The 17,406-nt window shown below is 63.2% G+C and carries 12 protein-coding genes; 5 read left to right on the top strand and 7 right to left on the bottom strand.

Annotated elements, in window-relative coordinates:
- Positions 1–153 precede the first annotated feature (153 nt).
- Positions 154–2,802 carry a hypothetical protein gene (locus tag ACK3BK_RS14260; protein WP_411382669.1) on the top strand — a complete coding sequence of 883 codons (2,649 nt, stop codon included), beginning with the start codon at positions 154–156 and terminating at the stop codon, positions 2,800–2,802.
- Positions 2,803–3,080: 278 nt separating this feature from the next.
- Here the strand turns inward: ACK3BK_RS14260 and ACK3BK_RS14255 are convergent, their stop codons facing one another.
- Positions 3,081–3,992 carry a LysR family transcriptional regulator gene (locus ACK3BK_RS14255; RefSeq protein WP_411382668.1) on the bottom strand — a complete coding sequence of 304 codons (912 nt, stop codon included), beginning with the start codon at positions 3,990–3,992 and terminating at the stop codon, positions 3,081–3,083.
- A gap of 213 nt (positions 3,993–4,205) precedes the next feature.
- Here ACK3BK_RS14255 and ACK3BK_RS14250 point away from each other — a divergent pair, with 213 nt between their 5' ends.
- From ACK3BK_RS14250 to ACK3BK_RS14240, 3 genes are read left to right on the top strand one after another with little or no spacing between them, the layout of a single operon-like run.
- Positions 4,206–5,510 carry an MFS transporter gene (locus ACK3BK_RS14250; RefSeq protein ID WP_411382667.1) on the top strand — a complete coding sequence of 435 codons (1,305 nt, stop codon included), beginning with the start codon at positions 4,206–4,208 and terminating at the stop codon, positions 5,508–5,510.
- 27 nt (positions 5,511–5,537) lie between these two features.
- Positions 5,538–6,779 (top strand): Zn-dependent hydrolase, encoded by a 1,242-nt coding sequence (locus tag ACK3BK_RS14245; protein WP_411384476.1) that lies wholly within the window; start codon positions 5,538–5,540, stop codon positions 6,777–6,779.
- Positions 6,779–7,801, top strand: coding sequence for a histone deacetylase family protein (locus ACK3BK_RS14240; RefSeq protein ID WP_411382666.1), 1,023 nt, complete (start codon positions 6,779–6,781; stop codon positions 7,799–7,801). The genes ACK3BK_RS14245 and ACK3BK_RS14240 overlap by 1 nt, the downstream gene beginning before the upstream one ends.
- 100 nt (positions 7,802–7,901) lie before the next feature.
- On the opposite strand, the gene ACK3BK_RS14235 is transcribed toward ACK3BK_RS14240, so the two are convergent.
- The 6 genes from ACK3BK_RS14235 to ACK3BK_RS14210 form a co-directional block, all read right to left on the bottom strand.
- Entirely contained in the window at positions 7,902–9,557 is a 1,656-nt protein-coding gene (locus tag ACK3BK_RS14235; RefSeq protein WP_411382665.1) for a GMC family oxidoreductase, read from the bottom strand.
- A gap of 54 nt (positions 9,558–9,611) precedes the next feature.
- Positions 9,612–10,829 carry a mandelate racemase/muconate lactonizing enzyme family protein gene (locus ACK3BK_RS14230; protein ID WP_288374976.1) on the bottom strand — a complete coding sequence of 406 codons (1,218 nt, stop codon included), beginning with the start codon at positions 10,827–10,829 and terminating at the stop codon, positions 9,612–9,614.
- A complete protein-coding gene (locus ACK3BK_RS14225) occupies positions 10,826–12,118 on the bottom strand; it encodes an MFS transporter (RefSeq protein WP_186707731.1) in 1,293 nt (430 codons plus the stop codon). The genes ACK3BK_RS14230 and ACK3BK_RS14225 overlap by 4 nt, the downstream gene beginning before the upstream one ends.
- Before the next feature lie 82 nt (positions 12,119–12,200).
- On the bottom strand, positions 12,201–13,625 hold the full coding sequence (gene aldA, locus ACK3BK_RS14220; RefSeq protein WP_411382664.1) for an aldehyde dehydrogenase: 1,425 nt from the start codon (positions 13,623–13,625) through the stop codon (positions 12,201–12,203).
- A gap of 452 nt (positions 13,626–14,077) precedes the next feature.
- A complete protein-coding gene (locus ACK3BK_RS14215; protein ID WP_186720511.1) occupies positions 14,078–15,016 on the bottom strand; it encodes a LysR substrate-binding domain-containing protein in 939 nt (312 codons plus the stop codon).
- Between the two features lie 48 nt (positions 15,017–15,064).
- Positions 15,065–16,234: a porin gene (locus tag ACK3BK_RS14210; protein ID WP_411382663.1), complete on the bottom strand. Its 1,170-nt coding sequence runs from the start codon at positions 16,232–16,234 to the stop codon at positions 15,065–15,067.
- A gap of 214 nt (positions 16,235–16,448) precedes the next feature.
- On the opposite strand from ACK3BK_RS14210, the gene ACK3BK_RS14205 reads away from it, so the two are divergent.
- Positions 16,449–17,324 carry a LysR substrate-binding domain-containing protein gene (locus ACK3BK_RS14205; protein ID WP_186664141.1) on the top strand — a complete coding sequence of 292 codons (876 nt, stop codon included), beginning with the start codon at positions 16,449–16,451 and terminating at the stop codon, positions 17,322–17,324.
- Positions 17,325–17,406: the final 82 nt, after the last annotated feature.

The following is a 17,406-nucleotide window of genomic DNA, read 5'->3' as shown; positions in this document are numbered from 1 at the left end:
TCCCATTACCTGTTATTTCTACCAGTAGACTTTCCTTGCTGACAGAACCTATGCTGCCGATGTCAATTTTGCACAGGATATAGAGTCCGTACTTGAATGCCGGAAATCGCTATACAGGTCTACCACAAGACAACTAATGGAGTGTTTACGGTCATGGAAGTTCATGAAAAAAAGCAGGTCGACGCAGATGTGATTAACGATGATTCTAACGGCAGAACAGTCATTGATGAACTGCTCAAGAATTATCAGGAGTTCATTGGACGCAAATACCCAAACGACAGCAGCAGTGATGCGCCTCGCCCATTGATCTACGAATCGCTACTCCTGAACTCCAATGAAGACTTGGGTATCAGCGACGAGCTGGTTGCCGAGTACGGCGACGGGTTGTTGGTCATCGTCCCGAACTATAAGTCGATGAAAGCTCACGACACTGTAAAATTGATGTGGAACGGTAAGGAAGTTGCCAGCCATAAAGTTCGGCCAGGCGAGGAAAACGCTTTTCTGACGTTGCAGGTAGACCCTTCAGATGTACCACTTCCAGGTACGGGCTCACTGTATTATCTTGTGCGGCGCGCGAACAGCACCTTTGTTGAGTCACCTGCGGTGAAGACACTGTATCGAGTGGGTCAACCCGGGGTTGAGGGTGAACAGGGCATTGGTGAGAAACTTACTGCCCCCCGAGTTGTACCGCGCACGATTGAACCGGGACGCAGCCATGCCAGGGTCACCATCCCCGCTTATCTCACCATGTCGGCAGAAGACGTCATCCATCTCTATGTCGGTCATGTCCTGATCACACGCAAAGTCACCGAGGCCGAGCGCGGTCAGGAAGTGTCGATTGATGTAAGCGAGGCCACATTCAAACTTGCAGGCGATGGAGTTGCCGTACCGGTAAGTTACTATGTGGTTGACGAGGTCGGCAATGAGTCGGAGGGGTCACATGCCACACTGGTGGCGGTCAAGCTTCAGGCCTCGGAGCTGCAGGCACCATTGCTGCGCGACAAGGACGGGGCGCTGATCGAGGGGGATGCGTCCCCTGAAATTTTTGAAGGTACGCACCTGACAGTGCATTTACCAGGCCCCTTCAGATCAGGTGACAGCGTAGTGCTGAGCTGGGAGGGGTGCACCGAGGAGGGTCTCGAGATCCCTTTCACCGCTGGGCCGAAGCCGGTGACGGACACGGCAACGCCGCCAACGTTCGACATACCGAATGAGGCCCTGACGCCGCTGGGTGGTGGCAGCGCCCGGGTGACATATCGCGTGGTGCGCGCTGGCCAGCAGATAGCCTCACCCTCGACATTCATCAGCTTCAAGGGGATGTCGGTTGCACATCCTCCACTTCTGGCAGAGGCCGAGGATGATTGGATCGATAGCGATCTGCAGGCCATCCATGTCGTGATTCCAACGGATGCCCTGCTACAGGCAGAAGACGAAATAATTGTTGAATGGCGTGGCACCGCAGCCGATGGGACAGTGTCACTCAAGACCAGCAAACGATACCGGGTTTCAGCCAAACAAGTTGGTAAACAACTGACAATCAAATTGGCGGGCAAAGACTACCTCATGCCGTTTGACGGCGGTTTCGTCGACGTGTCCTACCAAGTGAACCGTAACGGCAGGTTGGGCTACTCTCCACGATCGACCTATCAGCTGGGCTACCTCTCAGAATCGTTACCGGCACCGGTGACCGAGCCGACGCTGACGGACGGCATCCTCGATCCCGAGTGTAGCGACTACAAATACAACATGGAAATCATCATCCCATCAGGCGCCGAGCAACCCGCACCTTGTACGATTGAGTTGTACTGGTCTCGCTCGGACGGTTCATTTTATGAAGATGAACAGGTACTGGAACCGGGCGACGAAGCCTGCCCCTTCCAAATACCCGCCGAGGAGCTGGAGCTCAGCGACGAGAAACCCGTAGATGTAACGGTCTACTACATTGTGCGCTGGAAAGGTAAGCCAAGCCGGGCCTCCCAAGATTTCAACTTCAGAATCGCAACGGCTGAAATGGTGAAGAAGTCGCGATACGAGGTGACGGTACCTGCGGCGAAAAGCGGAAAACTGGCCTTGGGAGATCTGTCCGATGGATATCTTTCAATCGAGGTCCAGCCATACACCAATATGGCTGCAGGCGACAAGATCATCATCAAGTACGCAGGACTTGCAAGTGACCCGCACATTGTAACTGGCACTGGCACACAAATCATCAAGCTGCCTCTTTGGAAACTACTTTCTGTCGAGGGAAAAACAGTACTAATTCTCGCCGAAATAACACCCCAAGGCGCTACCGAGCCACTGCACTCAAAACCCTTGCTACTGGAATTGATCGACGCTATTCAGGTTGAAACGTACGAGTCTTCAAATACTGGCCTCTCCAGGCACTACAACCAAAATCTTTCGGCCCTCAGACTTCAATGCTCGGATCAGGATTTCCTTGTCAGATTTACGCATAGCCCTCATAGGGCAGGCCCGCGTATGATTAGTGCCGGGAGGGCGTTCGAGAACAGCCCTGTAAAGTATTCAAGCACCTATCGACTTACCCTATTCAAGCCTGCACGCAAAGTATTCTTTGGCGCCTCGGGCAATGGTACGATCAAGGCATTCAATGGCGGTAAGGCTTTAACCTCAATCAACGTCCGCCCAATTAACAACCACAAAACACTTTCATTTTCACCCACTGACAAATATTACTCGCTTGAGGCCGGGCCGGGTGAGCAAATAACGATGCTGGAGGTGTCCAGCACACCAACAACACATGTAATCTGGTTGGCGCTAGGAGCGCTATACATCGTGTACTGAGAACGAAACTCATGGGGTCAGGGTTGTGCACTCTGACCTCATGTCATCCGCCCCAGCCGACAACTCAGGCACCATCAAACCGCCTTTGCAGCAACCACCGGTATCTTTTACTGAAAGGCAAATCTCAAGCAAACTGGCCCTAGGCTCTGTACGAAAAGCCTTGATACTTGTTCATGCTGCGTTGAAAACAGCCTGACCTGCGTCTCAAGACTTTTCGTGCAGAACCTAGTGCATTTTCCTCTGGCGTAGACCGACCTCTGGATCGTCTCACACAGGGTTCAGTGCTCCAGACACCGCTGCAACGCCTCGACAAACACCCCCTCGGCCCGACTCAAGCGTTGCTCGCGGTTCCACAGCAGGTGGATATCCACATCGGCAATGCCTTCATGCGGCGCCAGCTTCCAGAGCAGCCCGGCCTGCACATCCGCTGCCACCACATGCTCGGGCAGGCAGCCTATACCGAACCCTGCGATCACCAGCCGACGCACCTCTTCAAGGCTCGGGGAGGACGCGACGATCCTGCCGGAGAACCCTTGCTGGTCGCGGAAGATGGTCAATGGCGAGAGCATGCCGCCAATCTGGTCGCTGGTGAAACTGACGAAATTCTCCCGTTGCAGGTCGCCTTCCTGGGCGCCGAACAGTGCGTGGTGCTTGCCGCAGAAGAAGGCATAGCGCTGGCGCAGGAACAGGCGCTGCTCCAGGCGCGGTTGCGCACGGCGGTTGAGGCTCAGGCCTGCGGTGGCGGTCTTTTCCTGCAGGGCCGCGACGATGTCGGAACTGCGCATCACGTCGATTTCCAACTCCACCCGAGGGTGCTGGCGATGAAAGTCGGCGAGAAAGTCGTCGAAGCGCTCGCTGACGATACGGCTGATCATCAGCAACCGCACCTTGCCCACCACTTCGTCAGCAGGTTGCTCCAGCAGCCCACCGATCTGCGACATCTGTCCATACACCTCGCCGGCGAGCTGGAACAGTTGCTCGCCCGTTTCGGTGAGCACGAAGCGTGGGCCGCGGCGGGCGATGAGCTGGCGGCCGAGTTGTTCTTCCAGGCGTTTGAGCGCCTGGCTCACGGCCGGTTGCGTAAGGTGCAGGCGAGCGGCGGCGCGGCTGATGGAGAGTTCCTGGCCGATCACCCGAAAGGTGCGCAGCAGGTTCCAGTCGAGGCGGTCGTTGAGCAGGCGGTCGGACATGATGGGCTCGAATGATAAGCATGGCTAATAGTTCGAATAATAAATAGAAAATTGACTAATCATAGCCCCGGGTAGATAAATCAAGGGCATGCAGAGGGCCAGTGGGAGCGGGCTTGCCCGCGAAGAGGCCACCCCTGCAGCAAGACCAAGCGCCAGAGAGCGCCACCGTGACCCTCAACTCCTGCCAGAACAACAAGCAAAGGAGCCAGCCCCATGCAGCCTTCCGCTTCGCCCCAGCCGCGCCGGGCCGCGGCCGCCGCGTTCATCGGCACCATGATCGAATGGTACGACTTCTACATCTACGCCACCGCCGCCGCCCTGGTGTTCGGTGCCTTGTTCTTTCCTTCCGACAACAGCCTGTTCAGCACCATGGCGGCCTTCGGCACCTTCGCCGTCGGCTTTTTCGCCCGGCCATTGGGCGGCATCGTGTTCGGTCATGTGGGTGACCGCATCGGGCGCAAGAAATCCCTGGTCATCACCCTGCTGATGATGGGGGTGGTCACCATCGGGATCGGCCTGCTGCCGACCTACGCACAGATCGGCGCCACCGCACCGGTGCTGTTGATCCTGCTGCGTATCGTCCAGGGCATCGCCGTGGGTGGCGAGTGGGGTGGGGCGGTGTTGATGGCGGGCGAGCATGCGCCCAAGGGCCGGCGTACCTTCTTCGCATCGTTCGCCCAACTGGGCAGCCCGGCGGGGCTGATCCTCTCGCTGCTGGCCTTTGGCGCCGTCACCCGCCTGCCGGAAGAAGACCTGATGAGCTGGGGCTGGCGCCTGCCGTTCCTGGCCAGTGCGCTGTTGCTGCTGGTCGGCCTGGCGATTCGCCTGGGGGTCAACGAGTCGCCGGAGTTCATCGCCAGCCGCGAACAGGCGCTCAAGGCCCAGCGCAAGGAGCAGGCGCCGGTGCTGGAGGTGCTGCGTACCGCCTGGCGTCCGCTGTTGCTGTGCATCGGTGCCAATACGCTGGGCATCGCCGGCGTCTACTTCACCAACACCTTCATGATCAGCTACACCACCCAGCAGCTGCACCTGGAGCGCTCGCTGATCCTCGAATGCCTGTTCTTCGTGGCGATCATCCAGTTCTGTGTGCAGCCCATCGCGGCCTGGCTGTCGGAGATGCTCGGCGCCACCCGCTTCCTTGCCCTGATGGCGCTGTTGGCGATGGCCTCGCCTTACCCGATGTTCGTGCTGGTCAGCTCCGGGCAGGGGCCGCTGATCGTGCTCGGTATCGCCCTGGCGGCTGCGTGCATGGCGTCGTTCTACGCGGTGATTGCTGGCTTCGTCAGCGGCATGTTCCAGACGCGCGTGCGCTACACCGCGATTTCCCTGGCCTACCAGGTGTGCGGCGCCATCGCCGGTGGCCTGACGCCGTTGATCGGCACCTGGCTTGCCCATCAGTTCAGTGGCCACTGGTGGCCGATGGCGCTGTTCTACACCTTGATCGCCAGCATCTCGCTGGTCTGTGTACTGGCCCTGGCGCGCCAGTATGCCCACAGCCAGCGCCTCGAGCTGGCCTGAAATCCCGATTCGACTGGAGTACCCATGATGTTGAAAAGCAATGGCGAACGCCTGTGGGCGAGCCTGATGGCCATGGCCGAGGTGGGCGCTACCGCCCGTGGCGGCAGTTGCCGCCTGGCCTTGAGCGAGGACGACAAGGCCGGCCGCGAGCTGTTCGTCGGTTGGTGCCGCGAGGCTGGCCTGAGCCTGTCGGTGGATGCCATCGGTAACCTGTTCGCCCGACGCCCCGGCCTCGACCCGCAGGCTGCGCCAGTGATGATGGGCAGCCACCTGGACACCCAGCCTGAAGGTGGACGCTTCGACGGCGTGTATGGGGTGCTGGCCGGCCTGGAAGTGGTGCGCCGCTTGAACGACCTCGGCATCCACACCCACAAGCCGCTGGAAATCGCCGTGTGGACCAACGAAGAGGGCGCACGCTTCACCCCAGCGATGTTCGGCTCGGCGGTGTTCACTGGCGTGCTCGATCTGCAGCAGGCCCTGGCGATCCAGGATGCCGATGGTATCAGCGTCGCCGAGGCGCTGGCCTCCACTGGCTATGCCGGTGAGCGGCCATTGGGCGGGCCGGTGGACGCCTATTTCGAGGCGCACATCGAGCAGGGGCCGATCCTGGAAGACAACGCCAAGAGCATTGGCGTGGTGACGGGCGGTCAGGCGATTCGCTGGCTCGACGTCACGGTCCAGGGCATGGCCGCCCACGCTGGCACCACGCCGATGGCGCTGCGCAAGGATGCGTTGTATGGCGCCGCGCGGATGATCCAGGCGGTGGAGCAACTGGCGGCCGACTTCGCCCCCGAAGGCCTGACCACGGTGGGCGAGCTGTCCATCGGCAAAGCGTCGCGCAATACCATCCCGGGCGTGGTGCGTTTTACCGTCGACCTGCGCCATCACCGTGACGAAGCCATCGAGGCCATGGAACGTCAACTGGGTGAGTTACTGCAGGTTGTCGCCGCCCAGCGCGGCTTGCGTGTGAGCGTCGCGCGGCATTGGGTCAGCCCGGCCACCCCGTTCGATGCCGAGTGCGTGGCGGCGGTGCAGCACGCGGTCGATGCCCTCGGCCATACCCAGCAGCGGATCGTCAGTGGCGCCGGGCACGATGCGATTCTGCTGGCGCGCTACTGCCCGACAGCCATGATCTTCATCCCTTGCGTGGGCGGCCTGAGCCACAACGAAGCCGAAGACGTGCTGCCCGACGACGCCCGTAACGGCGCCGATGTATTGCTCAACGCCGTGCTGGCCCGTGCCGGCCGTGTCGAACCAGGAGAGGCCTGATGCGCTGCTATTTTCACCCCGAACAACTGCTGCACCATCCGCGCAGCTACTACTCCCGTGGTGCCATGCGCACCCCTCAGGAAGTCCCTGAGCGCGCTCAGCGCCTACTGCAAGCGGCCCGCGACCTGGACATGGACATCCGCCAACCGCAGGATGCCGGCCTGGCGCCGCTCGTCGCGGTGCACGGCGAGGCCTACCTGGCCTTCCTCCAGGAGGCGCACGCGCGCTGGAAAGAAGTGCCCGAGGATTGGGGCGATGAAGTGATGTCGAACATCTTCGTGCGCGAGCCCAACGCCTTGCGCGGCATCCTGGCCCAGGCGGCGCGCTACCTGGCCGATGGCAGTTGCCCGGTGGGCGAGCAGACCTGGCGCTCGGCCTACTGGTCGGCGCAGAGTGCGGTCGCCGGGGCCCGCGCGATTCTCGACGGCGAACGTGCGGCCTACGCCCTGTGCCGTCCGCCGGGGCACCACGCGCGCTTCGATGCCGCAGGCGGTTTCTGCTACCTCAACAATGCGGCCGTCGCCGCCCAGGTATTGCGCGAGCGCTACCACAAGGTCGCCGTGCTGGACACCGACATGCACCACGGCCAGGGCATCCAGGAGATCTTCTACACGCGCAGCGATGTGCTGTATGTCTCGGTGCACGGTGATCCCACCAACTTCTACCCGGGCGTGGCCGGCTTTGCCGATGAGCGTGGCGCAGGCGAGGGCAAGGGTTACAACCTGAACTTGCCGATGGCCCATGGCGCGAGCGAGGGGGACTTCCTGGTGCAACTGGACATTGCCCTGGATGCGCTGAAGGATTTCGATGCCGAGGTGCTGGTGCTGTCGCTCGGCTTCGATATCTACGAACTCGACCCGCAGAGCAAGGTGGCGGTCACGACCCAGGGCTTCGCCACGCTTGGCGAGCGGATTCGCGAGCTGGGGCTGCCATGCCTGATCGTGCAGGAGGGCGGCTATCACCTGCAGAGCCTGGAGGCGAATGCTCAGGCGTTCTTCGCTCAAATGGATGATTGGCGCTGAATTTAGTATTCAAATGGATTGTTTTGTGGCGTGGAGTCGCGTTTTCACTCACTAAAACCGGGCAAGCTGCCGTGCAGCTCGCCCGATTCGCCTGTGCCGCTCAGGCCGAGCGTCGTTGAGTCTCGGCCAGGATCGGGGCACTCTGCTCGGCCGATTCGAGAATCAGGTCTGCCCCTTTTTCTGCCACCATCATCACTGCTGCGTTGGTATTGCCTGAGGTCACATTGGGGAATACCGAGGCATCGACGATGCGCAGCCCGTCCAGCCCATGCACCGCCAACCGCGCGTCCACCACGCTGGTCGACGGGTCGTTGCCCATCGCGCAACTGCCGCACAGGTGATAGATCGACCCGCAGTTCTCGCGAAAGTACTGCAGCATGCTCGCGTCATCGTCCACTGCCGGGCCCGGCAGCACTTCCTCGACCGTGATCGCGCGCAGCGCCGGGGCCTGCATGATCGAGCGCATCAGACGGCTGCCCTGGATGGCCTCGTCGATGTCTTTCTGCGTGCTCAGGTAGTTCGGATCGATCAGCGCAGGCTCACGCGGATCGCGCGAGGCGATGCGGACTTCGCCGCGGCTGGTCGGTCGGCACGGATTGAAGCACAGCAGGAAACCCGAGTAAGGCTCCGGCTGCAGACTGGCCTTGTTGTTCTTGGGAATCTGGTACGACAGCGGGTTGAAGTACAACTGCAGGTTCGGGTGCGCCTGTTGGGCATCGCTGCGGAAGAACCCACCGGACTGGTTGACGCTCAGCGCCAGCGGCCCCTTGCGGGTCAGCAGGTATTGCAGGCCGAGCTTGAGCTTGCCCAGCAGCGAGCCGAACACATCGTTCAAGGTCGGGATATTGGCCTTGTAGTAGTAGCTCACGCACAGGTGGTCTTGCAGGTTCTTGCCCACTGCCGGCAAGTGGTGACGGGTGTCGATGCCGTGCCGGTCGAGCAGGGCGCGGTCGCCGATGCCGGAAAGTTGCAGGATCTTTGGCGTGTCCACCGCACCGGCCGCCAGGATCACCTCGCGCCGGGCACGGAACTCGCGCGCCATGCCGTTCTGCGAAATGCGTACGCCGACCGCGCGCTTGCCCTCGAGCAGCACCTGTTCGACCAAAGCGTGATGCTCGATGTGCAGGTTCGGGCGACCCAGCGCCGGGTGCAGGTAGGCGAAGCTGCTGGAGCTGCGTCGTCCATCACGCACGTTGACGTCATAGATGCCGGCCCCTTCGAAGTGCTTGCCGTTGAAGTCTTCGCTGCGCGGATAGCCCAGTTGCTCGCAACCCTCGAGAAACACATCGCAGATCGGATGGGCCTGGCCTTTCATCGGGGTGATGCCGATCGGCCCGCTGGCGCCGTGGTATTCACTGGCCCCGGCCGGGTGCGATTCGAGCTTGCGAAAATACGGCAGCACGTCCTTGAACGACCAGCCCTCGGCGCCATTGGCGGCCCAGTCATCGAAATCATGGGCCTGGCCGCGCACGTAGATCATCGCGTTGATCGAACCCGAGCCGCCTTGCACCTTGCCGCGCGGTGCATACAGGTTGCGCCCGGCCAGATGGGCCTGGGGCTGGGTGTAGTACATCCAGTTGAAGGTGGGGTTGTAGTAGAGCTTGGCGAAGCCCACCGGCAGCTTGAACCATGGCGAGCTGTCCTTGCCGCCGGCTTCGAGCAGCAGCACGCTGTGGCGCCCCGACTCGCTCAGGCGCGCGGCGAGTATGCAGCCGGCCGAGCCTGCGCCGGCGATGATGTAGTCAAAATCGTTCATGTATCGCTAACCCTGTGAATAGAGGGCCGCCCCGAGGCCGGGGCGGCTTGACGCTCAACCTTTGGCCGGCGAGACGTCCTTGACGTCGACCGGATGCGGCGCCATCTGCAGGTGCAGGCGCTCGCCTTCGTAGCCTGAGTGACGGCGTACTACGTCCATGTCCAGCTCGACCCCGAGGCCCGGCTCGCGGGACGGGATGATGTAGCCGTCCTCCCATTGCAGGGGCTTGTTGAGGATTTCGGCGTGGAAGCCATCCCAGGTGCCGATGCTTTCCTGGATCAGGAAGTTCGGCGTGCAGGCCGCCAGCTGGAAACTCGCCGCCGCGCCGATCGGGCCGTTGTAGAGGTGCGGGGCGATCTGCGCGTAGTAGGCCTCGGCCATGCTGGCGATCTTCTTGCCCTCGAGCAGGCCGCCGCAGCGCCCGACGTTCATCTGCAGGATCGACGCACCGCCCGCCTGCAGCAGCTTGAAGAACTCGTACTTGGTGGTCAGGCGCTCGCCGGTGGCAATCGGAATGCTGGTCTTGGCCGCGACCTGGGCCATGGCCTCTTCCTGGCCCGGTGGGATCGGCTCTTCGAACCACAGCGGATCGTATTTTTCCAGGCGCTTGGCCAGGCGGATCGCCGACGACGGCACCATCTGCCCGTGGGTGCCGAACAGCAGGTCGCAACGGTTACCCACCGCTTCGCGGATGCGCTTGCAGAAGGTCTCGCAGCGCTCCAGCACCTCCAGCGACAGCTGATGGCCGGAGAACGCGGTGTAGGGGCCGGCCGGGTCGAACTTCAGCGCGGTGAAGCCCAGTTGCATGTTCTGCACGGCACATTCAGCGGCCAGGTCCGGGTCGCTGTAGTCGTACTCGCCCTGGGCGTTGACCGGGTAGAGGTAGGTGTAGGAGCGCAGACGCTCGTGCACCTGGCCGCCGAGCAGCTCGTAGACAGGCTTGTTCGCGGCCTTGCCGATGATGTCCCAGCAGGCCATTTCCAGGCCGCTGACCACGCCCATCATGGTCAGGTCCGGGCGCTGGGTGAAACCACTGGAATAGGCGCGGCGGAAGAACCGTTCGATATGGTGCGGGTCCTGGTCGAGCAGGTAGCGCGCGAACACGTCCTCGATGACCGGCACCATGGCGCGCGGGTGGAAGGTCGCGGCGTAGATCTCGCCGACGCCTTCGATGCCGCAGTCGGTCTTGAGGGTGACGAACAGCCAGTACATGCCGCCGACATGCGGCGGTGGCACGGCCACCACGTGGGTTTGCAGGGATACGATCTTCATGCTTTGCCCGCCTTGGACTTGATGCGTTTGTTCAGGATGAGGGTGGCGACGACGCCGAGCAGGCCCATCACCACGACGTAGGAGAAGTAGATCTGGTAGCCGAGGAAGCCTGGGAAGTGATCGATGATCCAGCCGTTGAGCAGGGGCAGGAACACGTCCGGCGAGTAGCCGACCAGGGAGATGATGCCGATCGCCAGGCCCGTGACCCGCAGCGGCACCTGGCAGTCGTCGAGGATGGCCCAGTACAGGCCGCGGATGGCGTAGGTCATCAGGCCGATGAAGATCACCAGGAACACCAGCACGCCCAGCACCCGCAGGCTCGGCAGCACGATCAGGCCGATCATGCCGACGGCGGCGAGGACCATGGCCCAGGCCAGCACACCGGTCTTGGAGAAGCGGTCACCCAGCCAGCCGCCGCCGATGCCGCCCAGCGGGCGCATCCACAGCTTGATGGTGGTGATCAGGCCGGCGGCGGTGGCGCTGAGGCCGAAGCCACCCTCCTGCAGGTAGGCCGAGAAGCTGTAGGTGGCCCAGAAGAAGTGGTAGCCGCAGAACACGATGGCGGTGACCAGCCACAGCTCGGGGATCGCCATCAAGGTGCGCAGGTCGTGCAGCAGGTTGGCCTTTTCGCGGGCCTTGATGGTGTCGGCCTTGACCTGCGGGTCGCGCACCAGCATCAGCGCCAGGCCCAGGATCACGCAGCAGGCGGCGTAGAAGTGGATGACCCGGGTCAGGCCCACGGCACTGCCGCCGGCACTGTCGGCGACCTGGGCGAACAGGGCGATGGCGATGGTCGCCAGCAGCGCCTCGACCAGGCCTCGGCCGCCATCGAGCACACCGAAGAAGCGGCCTTGTTCGCTTTCGCCCGCGATCATCTTGACCCGCTTGATCAGCGAGGCCCAGAAGGTCAGGCCGGTGGTGATGCCAAAGCCGCAGAAGATCGCCAGCAGCGCTTCGAAGCCTGGCAACTGGGCGTACCAGACTCCGAGCAGGCCGGTGCCGACCAGCGAGAAGCTGATCAGGAAGCGCGGTGAAATGCGGTCGGCGAGCCAGCCGCTGGGCAGGTAGCTGACCAGGAAGGCGGTGCCGAGGATCGAGTACAGGTAGCCCAGCTCGCTGTTGCTGATCGACAGCGCCTCGAGCATGGTGCTCTGGTACACCTGGCGCAGGTACAGCATCGGGTAGATGGCGCCGGCCGCCAGCACCAGCAGGGCCAGTTGCAGGTAGCGCGAGAAGTTGGCAGAAGTGCTGGGCACGCTGAGCGCCTCGGTATTTATTGTTTTTTTCATTGTTGTTCTCGTGGGCGGATCTGTCGTCGGGGTTGTCGCAGGGCAGTGGAGCAGGGCACGCAGGCAGCGTGCCCTGCGCGGGTCAGTACTTGAGGACCACCAGGCGGGTCTGGGTGAATTCGAGCATGCCGTGCTTGCCGTCATCGCCGCCCAACCCCGAGCGTTTCCAGCCGGCGTGGTAGCCCTGGTAGGGGTCGGCAGGGGTGCGGTTGACGTACAGCTCGCCGGCTTCGATGGCGTTGGCCAGCTTCATGGCGCTGCGGTAGTTCTCGCTGTAGAGCACCGACGACAGCCCGAACTGGTGGTCGTTGGCCATGGCCAGGGCTTGGTCGAGGGTGTCGTAGGCCACTACCGGCAGCACCGGGCCGAAGGTCTCTTCCTGGACGATCTCCATGTCCTGGCGGCAGCCGCTGAGCAGCGTGGCCGGGTAGAAGTTGCCCGGGCCCTCGGGCAGGTAGCCGCCGGCTTCGATACGGGCCCCGGCCGCGACGGCGCGCTGCACCTTGGCGTGGATCTCCTCGCGCGAGCCTGCACTGATCAGCGGGCCCATGCAGGCGGCATCCTCGGCGCGGTTGCCGATGCGCACGGTGGCGAACTTGTCGCGCAGCAGGGCGAGGAAGCGCTGGTGTACGCTGGCCTGCACATAGACGCGCTCGATGGCGGTGCACAGTTGGCCGCAGTGGGTGGTCTTGGAGGCGACGATGGCGGCGGCAGCGGCCTCCAGGTCGGCATCGGGCTCGATGATGGCCGGGGTCTTGCCGCCCAGTTCCAGCGACGGCTTGGCGATGTTGGCCTTGCAGTATTCGAGCACCGTGCGCCCGGCGCGTACGCTGCCGGTGAGGGTGATCATGCCGACCGCCGTCTGGGTGCAGAGGGTGGCGGCGACATCGTGCTGCATGGCCAGGATGTTGATCACCCCGTCGGGCAATTGCGCCTGCTGCACGGCGCGGGCGATGGCGAAGGCCGACAGTGGGGTGTTGTTGCTTGGGCGCACGACCACGGTGTTGCCGGCGATCAGTGCCGGGGCAACCTTGCGCAGCAAGGTGTAGACCGGGTAGTTGAACGGAATCAGGCAGGCGACCACGCCGATGGCTTCGCGCTTGAGCAGGATGGTTTCGTCACGGGTGTCGCTGGGGATCACTTCGCCTTCGATGCGGCGTGCCCATTCGGCGTGGTAACGGGTGATCTCGGCGGCGTACAGCGCCTCGTTGCGGGCTTCGCCGGGGGCCTTGCCGGATTCGCAGGCCAGCGCTGCACCGATGTCGTCGGCGCAGGCTTCGAGGGCGTCGGCCAGGCGGCGCAGGTGCTGGGCACGCTCGATCGAGGGCAGGGCAGCCCAGCTGCGCTGGGCGCGGCTGGCGGCTTCGACGGCCAGGATGGCCTGGGCAGGGCTGGCGGCGCTGACGTTGCCGACCTGCACGTCGGTGGCCGGGTCGAACACGCTCAGGGCGAGTTGCTCGGGGGCGACGACGAAGCGACCGTCGATGAAGTTGTGTTCTGTACGCATGAAGGTGTCCGCTTGCGGGTTGAACGGGCCCACGAGGGCTGGCGAGCGGGCACGGGGCGGCTGGCGCAGCGGTTTTTCTTGTGGGTTATGGCGAACAATTTGTCGCAGGCAGGGGCGGGGAACAAACGATTAATGCGTGGGGGTAATGTGCTTTAAATGCATGTTACTTGAGGGGGGAGGGGACTGCTTCGCGGGCAAGCGGGGCGCCGAACTGCCTACAACAGCTTTGCAATTTCTGAATACTGCGGTGTTAGCTGTGGGAGCAACTGTCTTGTTCAAAATCTAAAGGCCTGCCCAATCCCTGTGGGAGCGGGCTTGTCCCGCGATCACCGGCGGAGCCGGTGCCATTCAGCGCGGTGTTCTTTTCGCGGGCAAGCCCGCTCCTACGAAAGCAGCGCAGGCCCCTGTGGGGCGGTTCGGCGCCCTGACTTGCCCCGCGATGGCGGCTGCGCCTATTCGCAGACCGCCACTTCCGATGGCCCACCCAGGTTGCGCTCGGCCAGCCACACCTCCTGCATCAGCCACTCGCGAAACTGCTCCACATGCGCGGGCAATTGCTGGTCCGGTCGGGTCACGAACCAGTACGACTGGTGGCCGTCGACCTGCACGTCCAGCACCTGCACCAGTTGCCCGGCAGCCAGCTCCCTGGCGACCATCTGCCGGTCGGCGATGGTGATGCCGAGCCCGTCGATGGCGGCGCGGATGGCCATGTCCAGCAGGTCGAATTCATAGCCGCCACGCAGGTCAACGCCCTGGATCCTGGCGGCGTCCAGCCAGTGGCGCCAGGTCAGGAAGCGCTGGTCCTCGCGGGCCAGCACGTGCAGCAGGGGCATGTGATGCAGGTCGACCCGGCGCTCCTCCTGCTGGGCCAGCAGCGACGGCGAGCACACCGCGATATGCCGTTCGTGCATCAGCAGCGAACTGTCCAGGCCGTCCCATTCGCCATTGCCGAAACGGATCGCGCAGTCGAGCGTGGCGATTTCCGCGAGGTTGTCCTGCAGTTGGGTGGTGAGTGTCACTTCGAGCCCCGGACACGCCTCGCGCAGGCGCCCAAGACGCGGCAGTAGCCAGCGGCTGGCGAAGGTTGGCGGGGCGTTGAGACGGATGCGCGTGGGGTGCTGGCGTTGCTGGATGCCGCGTACGGTCAGCTCGATACGGTCGAACGATTGCTGCAGGGCATTGAGCAGCGTACGCCCGGCGTCGGTGAGCTGCAGGTGATGGTGGCGGCGCTGCAACAGCGATTCGCCAAGCTGTTCCTCGAGCTGGCGCACCTGGCGGCTGACGGCGCTTTGGGTGACGTTGAGCAGTTCGGCGGCGCGGGTGAAGCTGCCGGTGCTGCCGGCCACCTCGAAGGCTTTGAGGGCGTTGAGTGCCGGGATCTTGCGTTTCACTCGCCGTGTCTCCTGGTGGGAGTGGGGCCGCACAGCGGCCCGGGGTTTTCAGAAGTAATAGCCGATGTTCATGTACAGCTGGTTCTCCCAATGGTTGGTGCCGCCCTGGGCGAGGCTTTCGGTGTAGCTGCTGCCGCCGATGTACGGATCGTTGCGCCCGTTCAGCCATTCCACCGCGATGTAGAAGCTGCGCACCGAGAACGAGGTGCCGAGGATGAAGCGTTCGGAACTGTCGAAGCCGGATGCAGACTTGTCGAAGCGGCTGTAGTTGCCATACAGGGTGACTCCGCTGATCCAGTCGCCGAGAAAGGTGCCGGGCACGCTGTAGCTGAGGTCGCCGACGTACAGGTTACCGCGACTGGCGACGTTGTAGGTGCCGTCGTAGCCACCGAAGGTCACTCGCTCGCTGTTGTCCGGGTTGCGTGGCGACATCTGCTGGCGCGCGGCAAGCATCTGCACGCCCCAGGGGCCGTTCTTGCCCAGATAGTGCACGCCGATCACGTTGCGTCGGCCGTCGTCGTGGGTGTCGCGGTTTTCCAGGCGCGAGGTCAGGCCCGAGATGCCGGCCTCCGATTGCCAGTCGCCGAGCTTGAACGAGCGCGCCAGGCGCGCCACGGCGATCTGCCGCTCCTGGTTGCGGCTGCCGTTGGCGACATAGTCGTCGGCCGAGGTCACCACGCTGGAGTAGGTGGTGCCGTTGCTGGTGCCGCGGCCAGGCCAGGCGGGGCGTCCGTAGAGACCCAGTTGCAGGTTCCAGTCGCCTTGCTGGTGAATGTACTTGGCGCCTACCGCCTCGACGTCCTCAAGCCCGATCACGTTGCCCAGGGTCTCGTAGAAGGTGCTGCCGAAATACGGCTGCAGGCCGAAGGGGATCTTGTTCAGGCCGACCTGGACCTGGCGGTTCTCGTCGAACTTGTAGCCGACCCAGGCGTACTCGGCGAACTGGATATCGCCGACCTTGTCGGTGTACTGGTAGGGGTAGGCCTTGCCATAGAAGCGATAGCGCACCGCGCCGATCCAGCTGTCCGAGTCGTAGTTGGCGCGCAGCATGATGGTGTCCAGGCCGGCCTTGTCGATGTTGCGGTCCGGGTCGTGGTCGAAGCGTGCGCGGATCGCGCCGCCGACGTCGAGGTTCTCGGTGATCGGCACAGCCTGGGCTGCGGCGCTGAGGGTCAGCAGGACGGGAAGCAGGGTGTGACGCAACGGAAGTGCGGGCATGGGTGGGGGCACCTTTGGTGGTTTCTTGTCGTTATCGGGGCCGCTGTGCGGCCCAATCGCGGGACAAGCCCGCGATTGGGGCGACCCTATCCAACGCCCGTGCCCCGGCACAAACGAGCATTACGCAGCGGTAACCCGAGAAAAACGCATGTTTGCAGGCAGTCGCGCCCCTGTAGAATCGCCCTACAAAAACAACGATCAGCAGAGCCCCACCATGCGCACCCTGCCGCCTTTGAACATGCTCAAGGTCTTCGAGGAAGTTGCTCGCCACCGCAGCTTCAATCGCGCCGCCGATGCGCTGAACGTCACCCAGGGCGCCATCAGCCGACAGATCAAGCAGTTGGAGGATTACCTGGGCGTCGTGCTGTTCGTCCGCGGCCCGCGTGGCCTGACCCTGACCGAGGCAGGCAACGCCCTGGCCCCGCACCTGGGCGAGGCGTTCGATCGCATCGAGCGGGCGCTGGAGGCGGTGCGCGTGCCGAATCTGCGCCAGCGCCTGCGTATCCTTGCGCCACCGACCTGGGCCACCCGCTGGCTATCGCCACGCCTGCGCGGCTTCATGCAGCGCTACCCGGACATCAGCCTCAGCGTCACCAGCCAGCGTGATGACGAGCACCCCGGCGAACTCGACTGCCGCATCCTGTTCAGCCGTGAAGGCGAGGGCACGGGTAATCGCCGTTTGCTGGTGATGGAACGGCACATCGCCGTGGCCAGCCCCGAGCTGTTCCAGGATGGCCGTGAGCCTTGTCTGCGCGATCACCCGCTGCTGCACATCCTCCACGAAGGCCGCCGCCTGCGGGTGTGGGAGAACTGGCTGGCGGCCACAGGGCGCAGCGATGTCGATGCCGACTGCGGCATCGAGTTCGGCACCCTCGACCAGGTGATCCACACCGCCCTGGCCGGCGGCGGCCTGGCGGTGATCGACAGGCAGATGATCGAGCGTGAGCTGGCCAGCGGCAGCCTGCTGCCGATCACCCCGGTGGAGGTGATCGGGCCTTATGGCTACTGGATGGAGGTGCCGGGTGACAAGCGCGGGTTGTCGAAGGTGGAGCGCTTTGCCGATTGGCTGGCAGTGGTGAGCAATCCTTGAGATTGGGGCGTCTTTCTTCGCGGGCAGGCCTGCTCCCACAGGGATGGACTGCCCCCGAAAAGTTGGACAGTTCTCCTGTGCG

This window comes from Pseudomonas sp. L7 (assembly GCF_046605565.1).
GTDB lineage: Bacteria > Pseudomonadota > Gammaproteobacteria > Pseudomonadales > Pseudomonadaceae > Aquipseudomonas > Aquipseudomonas wayambapalatensis.
Note: the sequence above shows the minus strand (reverse complement) of the source record. Positions and strands in the feature narration are given on the sequence as shown.